This is a genomic window from Providencia sp. PROV268 (genome assembly GCF_028477805.1).
In the GTDB taxonomy this organism is placed as follows: Bacteria; Pseudomonadota; Gammaproteobacteria; order Enterobacterales; family Enterobacteriaceae; genus Providencia; species Providencia stuartii.
In genome coordinates this window covers 173,069-190,395 of the sequence record NZ_JAMPLW010000005.1, presented here as the reverse complement: position 1 = coordinate 190,395, position 17,327 = coordinate 173,069, and the positions used below count along the sequence as shown (strand labels likewise).

Here is a 17,327-nt window from a genome sequence, read left to right as displayed (position 1 = left end):
ATTCCCTAAATTTTACAGTAGCCCAGCGAATCTCAGGGCCTGCTCCACTTTTTGTTGGCCTGACTCTGTTAACGGTGTCATTGGTAACCGTAATGTAGCGTCAGCAATCAAGCCAAGACGGTGGCAGCCCCATTTCGCTGGAATTGGATTAGGCTCAACAAATAACTGATGATGCAGACCCATCAGACGTTTGTTTAATTCACGAGCCTCAGTATATTTGCCCGCAAGCGCTAAGTCACACATTTTTACCATTTGTGCGGCTGCAACGTTAGCTGTAACAGAAATAACGCCCTGACCACCCAACTGCATGAAGTCGAGTGCCGTTGCATCATCACCGGTGAGCAACACAAAATTATCATCAACCAGTTCTTTGATTTGGTGAACCCTTGCTAAGTTCCCTGTCGCCTCTTTAATTGAAACAATATTCGCCAATTTAGCCAAGCGACCTACCGTTTCAGGCAATAAGTCACAACCTGTACGTGATGGTACATTATAGAGAATTTGTGGCAAGCTCGTGTTTTCTGATATTGCTTTAAAATGCTGATACAACCCTTCTTGTGAAGGCCTATTATAATAAGGTGTGACTGTCAGACAAGCAACAACACCTGAATTTTCAAACTCTTTTGTCAGAGAGATAGCTTCTGCAGTGGCATTTGCGCCAGCTCCTGCAATGATGGGGATGCGTCCGTCTGCCAGTTCTAGAGTTGTATGCACCACTTCAACATGTTCTTTATGAGTTAAGGTGGCAGACTCACCCGTTGTCCCAACAGACACAATCGCAGAAGTGCCGCTCTCAACGTGGTAATCAACTAATCTTTTCAAACTTTGTTTATCCAAACGACCATTTGAATCCATTGGTGTAATTACCGCAACAATACTGCCAGTTAAAAATTGTTTATAGTTTGTGTTTGAGTGAGACATAGCTATACCCCCTAAATAGTTTAGTCTCCATGGTACTTTTTCATTTCAAAGAAGAAAACCACCCAACCACAGGTTTTTAATGAATTTTGTTAATACCGCTAGGATTAACTTAAATAGAAGTAATAATTCTCGATCATGACTCGCAAGAGTGAATCTGCCCTCTTGGCAGATTCTTATTTTTGTGGTTTCCTTACCATCATCATCAAGCAGATTTTGTGCTTGAAAACATTGAGCAAAAAAGCGAATCTGCAAATTAAAAAATAAGGAACAGACTTTGCCTAAGACTGAACAGCAATTTCTTGTAATTACTGCGCTGGGTACCGATCGTCCGGGCATTGTGAATACCATCACTCGATTGGTGAGTGAATGTGATTGCAACATCGAAGACAGCCGTTTAGCGATGTTTGGTAAAGAATTTACCTTTATTATGATGCTTTCGGGTAGTTGGAATGCGATTGCACAAATTGAGGCTATTTTGCCACTAAAAGGGGCTGAATTAGAGTTACTCATTGTGATGAAACGGACGCAGAGCGTACAGACGACAGATTACCCATCAACGGTAACCGTCAATGTCGTCGTCGATGATGCACCACGCATCGTAGAACAATTTACGAATTTATTTACAACCCAGCAATGTAATATCGCGGAGCTTGTGTCAAAAACACAGCCTGCAAGTAATGGTATGCCGGCGCAACTTGAAATACAAATCACGGCACATCATCCATTGGATGATAATGGCATAATTATAAAGAATAAATTTCAACAACTATGTACAATGCTCAACGCTAAAGGCAACATAAGCATTGTAAATAATCCCAAAATGCAGAGTTAACGGAGATATATGTAATGAACCCATTGAAAGCCGGTGATAAGGCGCCTCAATTCAGCCTTCCTGACCAAGATGGTGAAATCATCAATCTTTCAGATTATCAGGGTCAACGCGTATTAGTTTACTTCTACCCTAAAGCTATGACCCCAGGGTGTACCGTTCAGGCATGCGGCCTGCGCGACGAAATGGAGACACTAAGAGAAAAGGGTGTTGAAGTTTTAGGCATTAGCACAGATAAACCCGAAAAATTGTCTCGTTTCGCTGAAAAAGAGCTATTGAACTTCGCACTATTATCAGATGAAGATCATCAAGTATGTGAACAATTTGGTGTATGGGGTGAAAAACAATTCATGGGTAAAACTTATGACGGCATTCACCGCATTAGTTTTCTCATTGATGCAAATGGAACTATTGAACATGTATTCGATAATTTCAAAACAAGCAATCACCATGAAATTGTTCTCGAGTACATAAATACTCACGCTTAACATTTAATTTGATAGGGTTGTTTAGCTTTATGCAACCCTTCTCATCCCCCTTCCCTTTATATCTTTCATTACTGACTAACCTAAAAGCTAAAAGATTTTTAGTCATCTGATTGACTGAATCATTTGAGTTAAATGGCATACTGATGGTAATGAAAGGGAAGATAGAAAAGATAGCCAAATACAGGTTCAACTTAGACTTGTTGAAGCTGTTGTTGGTATAAACGGTAGTTTTCCTCATCGAAGCAAACAAAAATAACTTTCTTTGGCAAGCTATTGGCGGCGAGATAGTTAGCCACAGTTTCACAGGCAATCTGTGCCGCTAATGGCTTAGGAAAGCGATAAATGCCTGTACTGATATTGGGAAAAGCGATGGTTTCGATTTGATATTTGCTCGCCAACCTCAAACTAGATAAATACGCATTGGCTAAGATTTGCGCCTCTTCATGGGTTCCATCTTGCCAAACAGGCCCTACCGTATGGATAACATACTTAGCAGGTAACTTACCTGCGGTGGTGATCACCGCGTTTCCAGGCTTACAACTTCCCTGTTTTGCTCTAATTTGCCGGCATTCATCAAGGATTGCACTACCACCCGCGCGATGAATCGCGCCATCAACGCCACTACCACCGAGTAAAGCACGATTCGCGGTATTAACAATCGCATCGACGGCAGTTTTCGTGATATCACCTTGCTGTAGTTCAATTTGAGTTTGCATTTCCCTCTCCATCATTCCAATTTTTGCTGACTCTCGGACGTATCCTCTGGCCACACATTGATAACAGCCTTAATCAGCGTTGCCAATGGAATAGCAAAGAAAACGCCCCAAAAACCCCATAAGCCACCAAAAATCACGACCGATAAAATAATCACTAACGGATGAAGGTTAACCGCTTCAGAAAAGAGTAATGGAACAAATAAATTACTATCTAACCCTTGAATAACAAGATAAACAATAATTAATGACCAAAAATCACTGCCGATTCCCCACTGGAATAGCGCCACCAATACCACCGGGATCGTCACAGCCACCGCACCAATATAGGGGATCAAAACTGAAACCCCAACCAGCACTGACAACAATACTGAATAGCGCAAATCAAAGTAGGCAAACCCAGCGTAGGTACAGACCCCGACAATCACCATTTCGGTCACTTTGCCGCGTAAATAGTTGGTGATTTGCTGATTCATCTCGACCCAAACTTTCCCCACCAACAAGCGGTTTCTTGGCAATACCTTTTGAACGCTACTGATAATTTTTTGTTTATCTTTTAATAAGAAAAACATCATTAAAGGCACGAGTACGGTATAAATTGCCAAGGTAAATACGCCAATGAGCGAGGCCACCGACATTTTAACCACCGATTCCGCCACTCCAGATAAACGGCTGCGGAGATTATCTGCCATCATATCGATAATACCCGCATCAACCAACGCTGGGTAACGCTCTGGTAATGTTTGCGCGAACTCGTTAAAACGCGTTACCATTTTAGGTAAGTCACCAACGAGATTGATCCCTTGTTGCCACGCCGTTGGTGCAATAATTAAAATAACCATGGCACTAATTCCAGCAAATAAGGTCAAAATAATACTGACTGCAACAACACGCGAGCAACCGATACGCTCAAGTAAGTGTGTTGGCCATTCAAGGAGATAAGCCAATACTATCGCGACCAATAAAGGGGCTAAGATATTGCTGAAGAAAAAGATGATACAGAAGCCGACAATGAGCAACGTAAACAGTGCAACAGCCTGTGGATCAGCAAAACGTCGCCGATACCATTGTAATAACATTTCCAGCATTTATTAGCTCCTTGGAAATTAATGCTTTAAAGACAGTTCCTAAATTATCGAAAATTATACCAATTAACAGACATTTCGGTAGCTTTTGCTATCATGGATTGATCTCAAAATTAATCGTTGTACGGGATGCAATTGTTTCATGAATAAAAAACTGAAAAATCCACTTCTAGTTTTATTGATAGCCGCGTGCGTCAACGGCGCTGTGCTCCCTGCTTACAGTGCCGTTGAGGACACACTTCCTGATATCGGTACGACAGCGGGTGGTACACTGAGCATCAATCAAGAAATTATTATGGGTGATGCTATCACTCGCCAGATCCGTGCCAGTACACCATTGATTTACGACCCACTGCTTAATCAATACATCAATAAGCTGGGGATGCGGTTAGTGAAAAGTGCCGACTCCGTGAGAACGCCCTTTAAATTCTATTTGGTGAATAACCCCAATATTAACGCCTATGCCTATTTTGGGGGGAATGTGGTGCTGCACTCCGCACTATTTCGCTATAGCCAAAATGAGAGCCAATTAGCTTCTGTCATAGCGCACGAAATTTCTCACGTAACGCAGCGTCACTTAGCACGCATGATGGAAGACCAAAAAAGCACCACTCCCCTTGCGATTGCCGGTACGATTGGGTCGTTATTATTAGTTATGGCAAACCCACAAGCAGGGTTCGCCGCTTTAACGGGAACCATGGCAGGCGTCCAACAAGGAATGATCAGTTTTACTCAAGCCAACGAGCAAGAAGCAGACCGTATTGGCTTACAGACCTTAAGGCGAGCAGGTTTTGATCCTCACTCTATGGCCGACTTTATGCAGGTGATGTCAGATCAAACCCGCTATATGTCAAAACCCCCTGAAATATTGCTGACTCACCCACTACCAGATAGCCGTTTAGCGGATGCGCGTAACCGCTCTAATCAGTATCCAAAGGTTACCATACCTTCATCAGAAGACTTTATGCTAGCCCGTGTTCGTATTTTATCCATGTATACGTCAGGACAACAGCATGCATTAGATCAAATTCTGGATAATTATAGTCGAGGCACTCCTCAAGAAAGGATAGCGGCTGACTATGGTCGTGCTTTGAAGTTATCGCAAGATAAGAAATATGCCGAAGCGACCAAGATCATGAGCAACCTACTGGAAAAACAACCCGATAATCCTTGGTTTATCGATGTTATGACAGATTTGGATATTGAGCAAAATCGTGCAGCCCAAGCGGTGACTCGTTTACAAAATGCATTAAAAAAATCACCAAGCAACCCCGTATTACAAATCAACCTTGCCAACGCTTTAATTAACAATAAGCAGTATCAAACGGCTATTTCATTACTGAACAAATATACCTTCAATTATCCCGAAGATCCTAATGGTTGGGATCTGTTAGCTGAAGCCTCGGCGAAATCAGGTAAGCGTAATGAAGAGCTAGCCGCTTATGCAGAAGGTATGGCGCTTCGAGGTAACTATGATAACGCGATTAATTATCTCAGCGAAGCGAGTCGAAAAAGTCGTCTGGGAAGTTATGAGCAACAACGCTATGATGCTCGCATAGATGAGCTAAGAAAATTACAATTAAGAGACAGTAAAGCTAAACCGTAAGGAATGATGACCATGACGGATACAATTACCATTTATCATAACCCTCGTTGCTCTAAAAGCCGTGAAACGCTTGCATTATTAGAATCTAAAGGGGTCACACCAACAATCGTTGAGTATTTAAAAAATCCCCCTAGCGTTGCTGAAATCAAACGGTTATTAAAGGCATTAGGCTTCTCTGATGCACGGCAATTAATGCGTAGCAAAGAGGATATCTACAAAGAATTGGGTCTTGGAAACGACGCTTTAACGCAAGAGCAATTAATTCAAGCCATGCATGACAACCCAAAATTAATTGAGCGCCCTATTGTTGTCAAAGGGAAAACGGCAAAATTAGGTCGCCCGCCAGAGCAGGTTCTTGATGTTCTCTAATGGCTCAAAAAAAGGCAGTGGATCACTGCCTTTATAATTGGAGGATATCTTTAACAAACGGGATAGTCAGTTTGCGTTGTGCAACGATCGAGGCATGATCCAGTTTGTTCAAAATATCAAACAATGTTCCCATTTTTCTATCTAACCGTTTTAATACAAAACGGCATACATCTTCGGGTAATTCAAACCCTCGCATTCTTGCCCGCAATTGTAGCGCACAAATTTTATCTTCATCGCTAAGTGGATGGAGTTTATAAATCTGCCCCCAATCCAACCGAGAGGCTAAATCAGGCAGTGAGAGATCGATTTGTCTTGGTGGTCTATCACCAGTGATCAGCAAACAAGTTCGACCAATTTCTAAAATGCGATTATACAAATTGAAAACGGCCATTTCCCATTCAGGATCGCCTGCGATACATTGAATATTATCAATACAAACCAGTGAAAGGTGTTCCATCCCATCAAGGACTTCAGGTACAAAATAGGCACGCTTATCAAGCGGAACATAGCCCACGGCCATATCTTGTTCTGATAATTCAGCGCATGCGGCATGCAGTAGGTGACTCTTACCGCCCCCTTCACGAGACCAATAATAAATATAACTACCATGCGATTGGTTAATGGCGAGTTTAATAGCAGATAGCAACGCCTCATTTTCGCCTGCATAAAAGCTGGCAAACGTTTCGTCATCGGGTAGATACAGTGGTAGTGAAAGTTGCGATGGTGTGTTCAGAAGCACCTCTGACTGTGCAAAACAATTAACACTTGCAAGTTTACCATAAATTTCAAGCATAAATGAACAAGAAGAAACTTAATTGCCGATGCTTTCATCACATCGGCAATGAGACAACTGTTTTATTTCGTGGAATGTTTCGTATCAACTTCTTCGATATCTGAGGTTACAAACTGCTTTTCAGGACGAACAAAAGTGATAAAACGGAATAATAGTGCCATGACAATACCCACGATGGTTGCCAATGCCATGCCTTTCAATTCGGCTTGACCAATATGAATAACCGCACCACTAACACCAATAATCAAGATCACAGAGGTCAAGATCAAGTTTTGGGGTTTATTGTAGTCAACTTTAGAGTCGATTAGCACACGAATACCTGAAGCCCCGATCACCCCATAAAGCAGCAAAGACACCCCTCCCATTACAGGTACTGGCACTAACTGAATCGCCGCCGCTAATTTACCCACACAAGAAAGTAAAATTGCGATGATTGCTGCCCCACCAATGACCCAAGAGCTATACACCTTAGTGATCGCCATTACACCAATATTTTCACCGTAGGTGGTATTAGGTGTTGAACCAAAGAACCCTGACAACACCGTAGAGAAACCGTTTGCAAACATTGAACGATGTAAGCCAGGGTTTTTCAATAAGTCACGCTCAACAATATTTGCAGTTACCACCAAGTGGCCTACATGTTCAGCAATAACGACTAATGCGGCAGGTAGAATAGTCAAAATAGCGAACCATTCAAAACGTGGCGTATAAAACGTTGGAATTGCAAACCATGGTGCTTCAATAACAGGCGTAAAGTCCACAATGCCCATAAAGTAGGATAAGGCGTAGCCAACTAAGAAACCAATCAAAATAGGAATGATGGATAAGAACCCGCGGAACACGACAGCACACAAAATAGTCACTGACAGTGTTGTGATAGAAATAATTAACGTATTAGGATCTACCGCGACCCCTTCTTTTGGCAGTAACCCTGCCATACCGGCGGCCGTTTGAGCCAATTCGAGGCCAATAACCGCGACAATCGCTCCCATCGCAGCAGGAGGAAACATGACGTTAATCCAACCTCGACCCGCCACCTTAACAATCAAGGCCACAATGCAAAACAGTATTCCGCAAATAATAAAGCCACCCAATGCAAGTTCATAACCGAGTGGTAGCAAAATCATGACTGGTGAAATAAAAGCAAAACTCGACCCTAAATAGGCAGGAATTTTCCCTTTACAAATAAATAAATAAAGTAAGGTGCCAATCCCATTGAACAGCAAAATAGTTGCTGGGTTAACACCAAACAAGATCGGTACAATTACAGTCGCGCCAAACATGGCAAACAGATGTTGAAAACTAAGCGGTATGGTTTGTAATAATGGTGGCCTTTCTTCAACACTAATTGCACGACGTGTCATTTCTTTTCATCCCCTTAATATATTTTTATAATCAAAAAAAAGCCGACTTCTAAAGTCGGCTAATTATTATTTAGTACCAAATATCTTATCGCCAGCATCACCTAGCCCAGGAACAATATACCCGTGTTCATTTAAATATTGATCAATAGACGCGGTATATAGCTCAACATCTGGATGGGCAGCTTCTAATGCTGCAATTCCTTCAGGAGCAGCAACAAGTACGAGTACTTTAATAGATTTACAACCTGCGCCTTTTAATAGATCGATAGTTGCAATCATTGAACCACCCGTTGCTAACATTGGGTCAACAACCAACGCCATACGCTCATCAATGTTTGAAACTAATTTCTGGAAGTAAGAGACAGGTTTAAAGGTTTCTTCATCACGATAAACACCCACCACACTGATACGTGCGCTTGGAATGCTTTCTAAAACCCCGTTCATCATACCAATACCGGCACGAAGGATAGGTACGACAGTGATTTTTTTCCCTTTTATTTGCTCTATTTCTACAGGACCACACCAACCTTCAATGGTGACTTTCTCAGTTTCTAGGTCAGCGGTTGCTTCATAAGTCAGTAGGCTACCAACCTCTGAGGCCAGTTCACGAAAGCGTTTAGTGCTTATATCATGATCTCGCATCAGGCCGAGTTTATGTTTAACGAGAGGGTGTTTTACCTCAACGATCTTCATGGGATTCTCCTACTATTTTAGTCGCCAGCGCACAAAAAAATCGCGGGATTATAACTCTTTTTACAGAAGATGCCACTAGGCAGCGTTTGATTGATGTCAAAACAATCAGAAATAACCTATTTTTATTATTACACTGTAAGTATATCCACCACTATTTTATCTGTTTGATTGAACATGGCAGCAATATCAATGCCATGATAAATACGCACACCAATCTCAATTTAAGATTATAGATGTATCCCATTATTTTACCCTAATGTGATAGACATAAATTCTTGCCATAAAAAGCAGGAACCAGATAACGGCAATGCCTTATTTCCCACCAGCCAAAATCCCCTCATTTTTTCATTCACAAAGCTATCGCAAACGTTTGCTTTGCCTGTTAGAATAGTATTTATTGAAGTTTATTTTCCGAAACGCAATTGCCTTGGGGGCCGTAGTGACTGATAAAACCTCTCTCAGCTATAAAGATGCCGGTGTTGACATTGATGCAGGTAACGCATTGGTTGATCGAATTAAAGGTGTAGTGAAAGAAACTCGCCGACCAGAAGTTATGGGAGGATTAGGCGGATTTGGCGCATTATGTTCCCTGCCACAAAAATACCGTGAACCTGTTTTAGTTTCAGGTACAGATGGTGTAGGCACTAAACTACGCCTTGCGATGGACCTAAAACGTCATGACACTATCGGTATCGATTTAGTGGCGATGTGTGTTAATGACTTAATTGTCCAAGGTGCTGAGCCTCTATTTTTCCTTGATTACTACGCAACAGGTAAGCTAGATGTTGATACTGCCACCAGCGTGATCACAGGTATCGCAGAAGGTTGTAAACAATCAGGTTGTGCCCTCGTGGGGGGGGAAACCGCTGAAATGCCTGGCATGTACCATGGTGACGATTACGATGTAGCGGGTTTCTGCGTTGGTGTGGTCGAACGCGCTGAGATCATTGATGGTAGCAAAGTCAGTGCTGGTGATGCGCTGATCGCCCTCGCCTCAAGCGGTCCTCACTCTAACGGCTACTCTTTGATCCGCAAAATTTTAGAAGTCAGTCAAACTAACCCAGAGGTCACGCAACTGGAAGGCCAATCACTGGCAGATCACCTGTTAGCGCCTACACGTATTTACGTCAAAAATGTATTAGCGCTGATTGAAAAATGCGATATTCACGCCATCGCGCACATTACTGGTGGTGGTTTCTGGGAAAATATTCCTCGTGTATTACCTGAAAACACCCAAGCACAAATCGATGAAAATAGCTGGCAGTGGCCGGCGGTATTCAATTGGCTACAAACGGCGGGCAGCGTGACCACTCACGAAATGTATCGCACATTTAACTGTGGTGTCGGTATCATCATCGCGCTGCCACAAGCTGAAGTCGATGCGGCACTCACTTTACTTAATGGTTTAGGTGAAACCGCATGGCAGATAGGTACCATTGCTGAATTGCCTGCTGGTGAAGAGCAGGTTGTTATCCGCTAATGAAAAAAATCGTCGTGCTTATCTCAGGCAGCGGCAGTAATTTACAGTCGCTGATGGATGCCACTTCGCATGATCTTCAAGCGCAAGTTGTGGCAGTGATCAGTAATCAACCTGAGGCTTACGGGCTTATTCGTGCGCAGAAGGCTGGGATCCCAGCCTTATCACTCAGCACGAGCGCTTTTGCTAACCGCGAAGCATATGATGCTGCACTAATGGGGATGATTGACGAATATCAGCCTGATTTGGTTGTGTTAGCTGGATTTATGCGAATTTTGACCGCGGGCTTCGTTAAACACTATGCAGGAAGAATGCTCAATATCCACCCTTCTCTATTGCCTAAATATCCGGGCCTACACACCCATCGTAAAGCGATAGAAAACGGCGATAGCGAGCATGGAACATCAGTGCATTTTGTTACCGAGGAGTTGGATGGCGGCCCAGTGATCTTACAGGCTAAAGTTCCTGTTTTCCCGGATGATACCGAAAAAGAGGTCATTGAGCGGGTAAAGGCGCAAGAGCACAATATTTACCCCCAAGTTGTACAATGGTTCGTCAGTGGTCGTTTGGCCATGGTCGGCAACCATGCTTACTTAGATGGTCAGTGTTTACCGCCCCAAGGCTATGTAAATGAATAACACTTGGTTATTTCCACATTGATTTATGTTGAGGGCAAAGAGAAATCTCTGCCCTTTTTGCTGTTCACGAAAAGTCGCAGTATAAATAAAGTGCATTAATCTTCACCAGTTAGAAAGAGTCACTGCTTTGTGTCATTATTTTATCGTAAATTAGTGGTATCCTTATCAACTGAGAGTGAAAATAAATTTGCTCTGTTATTTATCGTGATGATCTGCAAAATCGATAATTAACTATCTACTTTTTAAACAAAACTGAGGTGTTATATGACGACCGGGCAAGTTCATCCGTTTAGGTTGCGCCCACTTGAACGTGAAGATTTAGCGTTTATCCACCAACTTGATAATAATGCCAGTGTTATGCGCTACTGGTTTGAAGAGCCTTATGAGGCTTTCGTCGAGCTGAGTGACCTTTATGATAAACATATTCATGACCAATCAGAGCGGCGTTTTATTGTTGAAAATGACAGTGAAAAAGTCGGCTTAGTTGAATTGGTGGAAATCGATTATGTTCACCGTCGTTCTGAGTTTCAGATCATCATCGCACCAAGCCATCAAGGCCACGGTTATGCAACTCGCGCTGCGAAATTGGCTATGGATTACGCTTTTTCTGTGCTCAATCTATATAAGCTTTACCTCATTGTAGATAAAGAAAATATCAAAGCTATCCACATTTATAATAAACTGGGCTTCCACACAGAAGGCGAACTAATTGACGAGTTTTTTGTCAACGGACGTTATCATACCGCGATCCGTATGTGCATTTTCCAGCACCAATATTTTGCGAGTAAAGCACAGTCAACGCATCCTGAAAGTGTTGTCAGCCCGCATGCGACCATCAAACAGCAAGTTTAGTGCTCTATCCTCGCGACGTTATTTGAGGTGCAACTAAACACAAGATAAATGTGTCGCCAGAGAAATACAGAAATCTGTAACTCATGCGAATAAAAATAGCCATAATATGGCGAAAACTTAAGGTGTGCTGTCGCTAGGTTATACACCTTTAAGTTTATGTATTTAGTACAATATGGAGCAACAATGTCCCAAGAACGCCTATACCACGAAAAAGAGTTAAGCTGGCTTGCTTTTAACGAACGCGTTTTACAAGAAGCAGCAGATAAGCGAAATCCTCTTATCGAGCGTATGCGCTTTTTGGGCATTTATTCCAATAACCTAGATGAATTCTACAAAGTCCGTTTTGCAGACGTGAAACGGCGTATCTTAATCAATGAGGAGCGTGGCTCCGCCAGCGGTGCACGCCACCTACTTAAGCGCATTCAAAATAAAGTAGCCAAGCAAGATCAAGAGTTCGACATTCTCTATAACGACCTTTTGCTTGAAATGGCGCGCAACCAAATTTTCTTAATTAACGAGCGGCAAATATCGCCCCGCCAACAAATTTGGTTACGTCAATACTTTCGCCAACATTTGCGCCAACACATTACCCCTATTTTGATTAATCCAGATACCAACCTAGTCGAGTTTCTCAAAGATGACTATACCTATCTGGCTGTTGAAATTATTAACGGCGGTAATGTGCAATATGCTCTGTTAGAGATCCCCTCTGACAAGGTGCCTCGGTTTGTCAATCTGCCACCGGAAATGCCCAAACGGCGCAAATCAATGGTGCTTATCGACAACATTTTGCGCTATACCTTGGATGAAATCTTCAAGGGCTTCTTTGATTATGATGAATTAAACGCTTATTCCATGAAAATGACCCGCGATGCGGAATATGACATCGCCACCGAAATGGAATCAAGCTTACTGGAAATCATGTCATCGACATTAAAACAGCGCTTAACCGCAGAGCCTGTCCGTTTTGTTTATCAGCGCGATATGCCTGATGAAATGGTTGCCGTCTTACGTGAAAAACTGGGATTATCCAATGATGACTCAGTTATTGCGGGCGGGCGTTACCACAATTTTAAAGATTTTATTAACTTCCCCAACGAAGGCAATAAAACCCTTTTAAACAAACCATTGCCACGATTACGCCACCGCTGGTTTGATAACTTCCGTAACGGTTTTGATGCCATTCGCGAACGCGATGTGCTGCTCTACTACCCTTATTACACCTTTGAGCACACGCTCGAGTTGCTCAGGCAAGCCTCATTTGACCCCAGCGTATTATCTATCAAGATCAATATTTATCGTGTGGCAAAAGATTCACGCATTATTGATTCGATGATCCATGCGGCCCATAACGGCAAAAAAGTCACTGTTGTGGTTGAATTACAGGCTCGATTCGATGAAGAAGCGAATATTCATTGGGCGAAACGGCTGACAGAGGCTGGGGTCCACGTCATTTTCTCGGCCCCGGGTCTGAAAATCCATGCGAAACTCTTTATTATTTCGCGAATGGAAGATGGCGAAATTATTCGTTATGCCCATATCGGTACAGGTAACTTTAATGAAAAAACCGCGCGCCTCTATACTGATTACTCGTTGTTAACAGCAAATGAACAGATCACCAATGAGGTTCGTCGGGTATTTAGCTTTATTGAAAACCCATATCGTCCTGTCACCTTTGATAATTTAATGGTTTCACCACAAAATACACGGATCCGCCTCAATGCGCTAATTGACCAAGAAATTGCTAATGCGCAAGCGGGGCTTCCCAGTGGGATCACCTTAAAAATTAATAATCTGGTTGATAAAGAACTGACTGATAAACTGTATGATGCTTCCAATGCGGGTGTTAAAATTCGTCTACTAGTAAGAGGGATGTGTTCACTTGTTGCAGGGCAACCGGGCTACAGTGAAAACATTCAAGTCACCAGTATTGTTGACCGCTTTTTGGAGCATGACCGCGTTTATGTCTTTACTAATGCGGGTGATGAAAAAGTCTTTATCTCCTCGGCAGATTGGATGACTCGAAATATTGATTACCGTATTGAAGTGGCGGTGCGCTTAGTCGATGACCGGCTCAAACAACGGGTTTTAGATATCCTTGAGCTCCAATTTAACGATACCGTCAAGGCACGTTATGTTGACAAAGATCTCAGTAATCATTATGTTCCCCGCGGTAATAAGCGCAAAATTCAGGCGCAACTTGCTATATACGACTATTTGAAATCACTCGAAACGCCTGAGACAAGGTCCTAACATACTATGCCATTAACTAATATATCGACGCCTAGGCCTCAAGAAATTGCGGCTATCGACCTTGGTTCTAACAGCTTTCATATGGTGATTGCACGTATTGTCAACGGTGCACTGCAAATCCTGACGCGTTTAAAAAAACGGGTACACCTTGCTGACGGATTAAGTGATACCAATGAGCTTAGTGAAGAAGCCATGGAACGCGGTTTGGCTTGCCTTGCGCTTTTTGCCGAACGCCTACAAGGTTTTACAGAAGAAAACGTCTGTATCGTAGGCACTCACTCTTTGCGTGTTGCAACCAATGTTGAAGAGTTTTTGAACCGTGCAAAAAAAATAATTCCCTATCCCATTGAAATTATTTCTGGGCAAGAAGAAGCGCGTTTGATTTTTATGGGGGTGGAACACACCCAGCCTGAAAAAGGCCGTAAACTGGTAATAGATATTGGTGGTGGCTCAACAGAATTAGTCATTGGCGAGAAATTCGAACCATTATTAATTGATAGCCGCCGTATGGGGTGTGTCAGCTTTGCGCGTAACTATTTCCCCAATGAAACCATTACGGCAGATAATTTCAACCGAGCCTACCTCACGGCCTGCTTAAAACTTGAGCAAACCGCCACAAAATTTAAGCGTATGCACTGGGATGTTGCCATGGGGGCATCAGGTACGATTAAAGCGGCTCATGCCGTGATTGTTGAAATGGGTGAGCGCGACGGTATCATTACGCGTGATCGGCTAGAAAAAATTAAGCAAATGGCGCTGAAATATAAAACCTTTTCGGCAGTGGATCTACCGGGTTTATCCGTTGAACGTAAACATGTTTTTGTGCCCGGATTAGCCATTTTATGTGCTGTCTTTGATACATTAGAGATTAAAGAGTTACGGCTCTCAGATGGCGCATTGCGTGAAGGGGTGCTTTATGAAATGGAAGGCCGTTTCCGTCATCAAGACATTCGCCAACGTACGGCACTTAGCCTTGCCGAGCATTATAATATCGATAGAGAGCAAGCTAGACGTGTATTAAAAACCATGGAGGAGCTGTATCACCAGTGGAGCCAGCAAAATCCAAAGTTAGCCAACCCGCAACTTGAGTCTATCCTTATTTGGGCGGTTATGCTGCATGAGGTCGGTCTACATATCAACCAAAGTGGGTTACATCGCCACTCCGCCTATATTTTGCAAAATACTACGTTACCGGGGTTTAATCAGGAGCAACAGCTATTACTTGCAACACTGGTTCGTAACCATCGGCGTGCTATTAAATTTGATGATATCCCTAAATTTAATTTATATAAAAGAAAACAATTTTTACCCTTGATACAAATTTTACGCTTATCAATACTTCTGAATAATCAAAGACAATCAACAACTACCCCATCATCATTACGCTTAGAAACCGATGATGGCCACTGGACACTGTATCTACCTGCCCAGTATTTGACTCAGAATGCGTTGATGCAGCTCGATCTTGAGAAAGAAAGCGCTTACTGGGAGGATGTCCCTGGCTGGAAATTAGACATCCGCGAAGAGCCAAATTAGTTATAATATTAATGCACTACATGGCGTTTTTTTGCACTACTCATAATGAATCGGTTTTCGCCCATTTGTTATAATTATTAATATTTATTTGGGTTAATGGACAATAAATGGCAAAATAAAGGTATTTATTTGTAATATGGACCCATAAAAGGTACAAAAGTGCCTATAAAGCTTTAAGGATTAAAATGTCACAAACTGCTTTTTCAACCGATGCGGTACAAACAATCAATCCGCACTCTCAAAAACTGGCCTATATCCGCCAGCAAATCCTAACACTATTTTTGGATGACGAGGAGTTCGTCCAAGCTCTGATTGAGCACGACCAACATGTTAGTTTGAGTGATAAAGCATTAAGTGAAAAAATCAATGCTGTAAAAGAATTATTGATTGACTTACATGCCGCGGATATCGCCGATATTTTAGAGATGTTGCCTTATGATGAACGTCTCGCACTTTGGCATCTGATCGATAACACCGAACGCGGTGAGGTGTTAGTCGAAGCTTCTGTCGCTGTTTGGGATAGCCTGATTAAGGATATGTCTGACAGGGAACTTCTACGCGCTGTTGCTAACCTACATGTTGATGAACAAGCGTATATTGCAGAGCATTTACCACAAGATACCATGCGTAGGTTATTGACCTATCTTGATCCAAGCTTACGAAGTCGTATTCGTGAAGTTCTGCAATATGCAAAAGACAGCGTCGGTCAAATGATGGATTTCGAATTTGTCACCGTACGTCCAAATGTCACGCTAAAAACCGTTCAACGCTATTTACGCCAGCGCGGTAAAATTCCAGAAGCAACAGATAAAATCTTTGTTGTCGACAATAATAACTATTTGCAGGGTGAATTACCTCTAACAACCATATTAACGCAGTCCCCTGAGCGGATTGTGGCTGACGTGATGAAAACAGACACGGTCACTTTCTTGCCAGATGAAAAAGGCGAAGATGCAGCCAGTGCGTTCGAACGTTATGACTTGATCTCCGCCGCGGTGGTTGACAGCAGTGGTCTATTGATGGGTCGTTTAACCGTTGAAGATATCGTTGATAACTTAAATGAAGAAAACGATAACAGCATCCGTCGTATGGGGGGGTTAAGCCCTGAAGAAGACGTGTTCGCCCCTGTCGGTCAAGCCGTCAAAACGCGTTGGACATGGCTAGCCATCAACCTGTGTACTGCGTTCGTCGCATCACGGGTGATTGGGGTATTCGAAGATACCATTTCCCAATTGGTTGCCTTAGCCACCTTAATGCCTATTGTTGCAGGTATTGGGGGAAATACGGGTAACCAAACAATTACCATGATCGTACGTGCGATTGCGTTACACCAAATCCAAACCGGAAGCTTCTCATTCTTAATGCTCAGAGAGCTAGGCGTTGCCTTTATTAACGGTGTTGTTTGGGGGGGGATCATGGGGGTTATCACCTATTTCCTCTATGGCGACCTCGCAATGGGAGCCGTAATGACGCTCGCGATGATCTTAAACTTACTCATGGCGGCAATTATGGGGGTACTTATCCCTCTCATTATGCTTAAACTTGGTAAAGACCCTGCCATCGGCTCCAGTGTAATGATCACCGCTATCACTGACACAGGTGGTTTCTTTATCTTCTTAGGCTTAGCCACCCTGTTCTTGGTTTAACCGCCTACTTGGCATACCCAGAAAATAATACGCTGGGTATGCCTAATGATAATATTCCGCCCTT

16 protein-coding genes are annotated in these 17,327 nt (G+C 42.8%); 10 read left to right on the top strand and 6 right to left on the bottom strand.

What is annotated here, in order from left to right:
* Positions 1-12: 12 nt before the first annotated feature.
* Complete coding sequence (gene dapA, locus PR699_RS04485) at positions 13-921, bottom strand: 4-hydroxy-tetrahydrodipicolinate synthase (RefSeq protein WP_004920614.1); 909 nt, start codon at positions 919-921, stop codon at positions 13-15.
* 274 nt (positions 922-1,195) lie between these two features.
* On the opposite strand from dapA, the gene PR699_RS04480 reads away from it, so the two are divergent.
* Positions 1,196-1,753 carry a glycine cleavage system transcriptional repressor gene (locus PR699_RS04480; RefSeq protein WP_004920620.1) on the top strand — a complete coding sequence of 186 codons (558 nt, stop codon included), beginning with the start codon at positions 1,196-1,198 and terminating at the stop codon, positions 1,751-1,753.
* 14 nt (positions 1,754-1,767) lie between these two features.
* A complete protein-coding gene (bcp, locus tag PR699_RS04475) occupies positions 1,768-2,238 on the top strand; it encodes a thioredoxin-dependent thiol peroxidase (protein WP_004920623.1) in 471 nt (156 codons plus the stop codon).
* 191 nt (positions 2,239-2,429) lie between these two features.
* On the opposite strand, the gene PR699_RS04470 is transcribed toward bcp, so the two are convergent.
* Positions 2,430-2,954, bottom strand: a complete 525-nt coding sequence (locus tag PR699_RS04470; protein WP_014656122.1) for an O-acetyl-ADP-ribose deacetylase — start codon at positions 2,952-2,954, stop codon at positions 2,430-2,432.
* An 11-nt stretch (positions 2,955-2,965) separates the two neighbouring features.
* Positions 2,966-4,039, bottom strand: coding sequence for an AI-2E family transporter (locus PR699_RS04465; protein WP_004920629.1), 1,074 nt, complete (start codon positions 4,037-4,039; stop codon positions 2,966-2,968).
* Positions 4,040-4,178: 139 nt separating this feature from the next.
* Here PR699_RS04465 and PR699_RS04460 point away from each other — a divergent pair, with 139 nt between their 5' ends.
* Both PR699_RS04460 and arsC read left to right on the top strand, forming a co-directional pair.
* Positions 4,179-5,642 (top strand): M48 family metallopeptidase, encoded by a 1,464-nt coding sequence (locus PR699_RS04460; RefSeq protein ID WP_014656123.1) that lies wholly within the window; start codon positions 4,179-4,181, stop codon positions 5,640-5,642.
* A gap of 12 nt (positions 5,643-5,654) precedes the next feature.
* A complete protein-coding gene (gene arsC / locus PR699_RS04455; protein WP_014656124.1) occupies positions 5,655-6,011 on the top strand; it encodes an arsenate reductase (glutaredoxin) in 357 nt (118 codons plus the stop codon).
* A 31-nt stretch (positions 6,012-6,042) separates the two neighbouring features.
* Here the strand turns inward: arsC and hda are convergent, their stop codons facing one another.
* From hda to upp, 3 genes are all read right to left on the bottom strand, one after another.
* Complete coding sequence (gene hda / locus PR699_RS04450) at positions 6,043-6,804, bottom strand: DnaA inactivator Hda (RefSeq protein ID WP_004920642.1); 762 nt, start codon at positions 6,802-6,804, stop codon at positions 6,043-6,045.
* 62 nt (positions 6,805-6,866) lie between these two features.
* The gene (gene uraA / locus PR699_RS04445; protein WP_004920645.1) at positions 6,867-8,168 is read right to left on the bottom strand and encodes a uracil permease; all 1,302 of its coding nucleotides are present in this window, start codon (positions 8,166-8,168) and stop codon (positions 6,867-6,869) included.
* Between the two features lie 66 nt (positions 8,169-8,234).
* Positions 8,235-8,861 carry a uracil phosphoribosyltransferase gene (gene upp, locus PR699_RS04440; RefSeq protein WP_004920648.1) on the bottom strand — a complete coding sequence of 209 codons (627 nt, stop codon included), beginning with the start codon at positions 8,859-8,861 and terminating at the stop codon, positions 8,235-8,237.
* Positions 8,862-9,300: 439 nt separating this feature from the next.
* Between upp and purM the strand changes: the two genes are divergently transcribed.
* The 6 genes from purM (at position 9,301) to mgtE (ending at position 17,263) form a co-directional block, all read left to right on the top strand.
* Entirely contained in the window at positions 9,301-10,341 is a 1,041-nt protein-coding gene (gene purM / locus PR699_RS04435; protein WP_014656126.1) for a phosphoribosylformylglycinamidine cyclo-ligase, read from the top strand.
* Complete coding sequence (purN, locus tag PR699_RS04430; protein WP_014656127.1) at positions 10,341-10,976, top strand: phosphoribosylglycinamide formyltransferase; 636 nt, start codon at positions 10,341-10,343, stop codon at positions 10,974-10,976. The genes purM and purN overlap by 1 nt, the downstream gene beginning before the upstream one ends.
* 264 nt (positions 10,977-11,240) lie before the next feature.
* Positions 11,241-11,828: a spermidine N1-acetyltransferase gene (gene speG / locus PR699_RS04425; protein WP_004920666.1), complete on the top strand. Its 588-nt coding sequence runs from the start codon at positions 11,241-11,243 to the stop codon at positions 11,826-11,828.
* A 183-nt stretch (positions 11,829-12,011) separates the two neighbouring features.
* Complete coding sequence (gene ppk1, locus PR699_RS04420) at positions 12,012-14,081, top strand: polyphosphate kinase 1 (RefSeq protein ID WP_014656128.1); 2,070 nt, start codon at positions 12,012-12,014, stop codon at positions 14,079-14,081.
* 6 nt (positions 14,082-14,087) lie between these two features.
* Complete coding sequence (ppx, locus tag PR699_RS04415; RefSeq protein WP_004920671.1) at positions 14,088-15,617, top strand: exopolyphosphatase; 1,530 nt, start codon at positions 14,088-14,090, stop codon at positions 15,615-15,617.
* 185 nt (positions 15,618-15,802) lie between these two features.
* Positions 15,803-17,263 carry a magnesium transporter gene (mgtE, locus tag PR699_RS04410; RefSeq protein WP_004920674.1) on the top strand — a complete coding sequence of 487 codons (1,461 nt, stop codon included), beginning with the start codon at positions 15,803-15,805 and terminating at the stop codon, positions 17,261-17,263.
* The last annotated feature ends 64 nt before the right edge of the window (positions 17,264-17,327 follow it).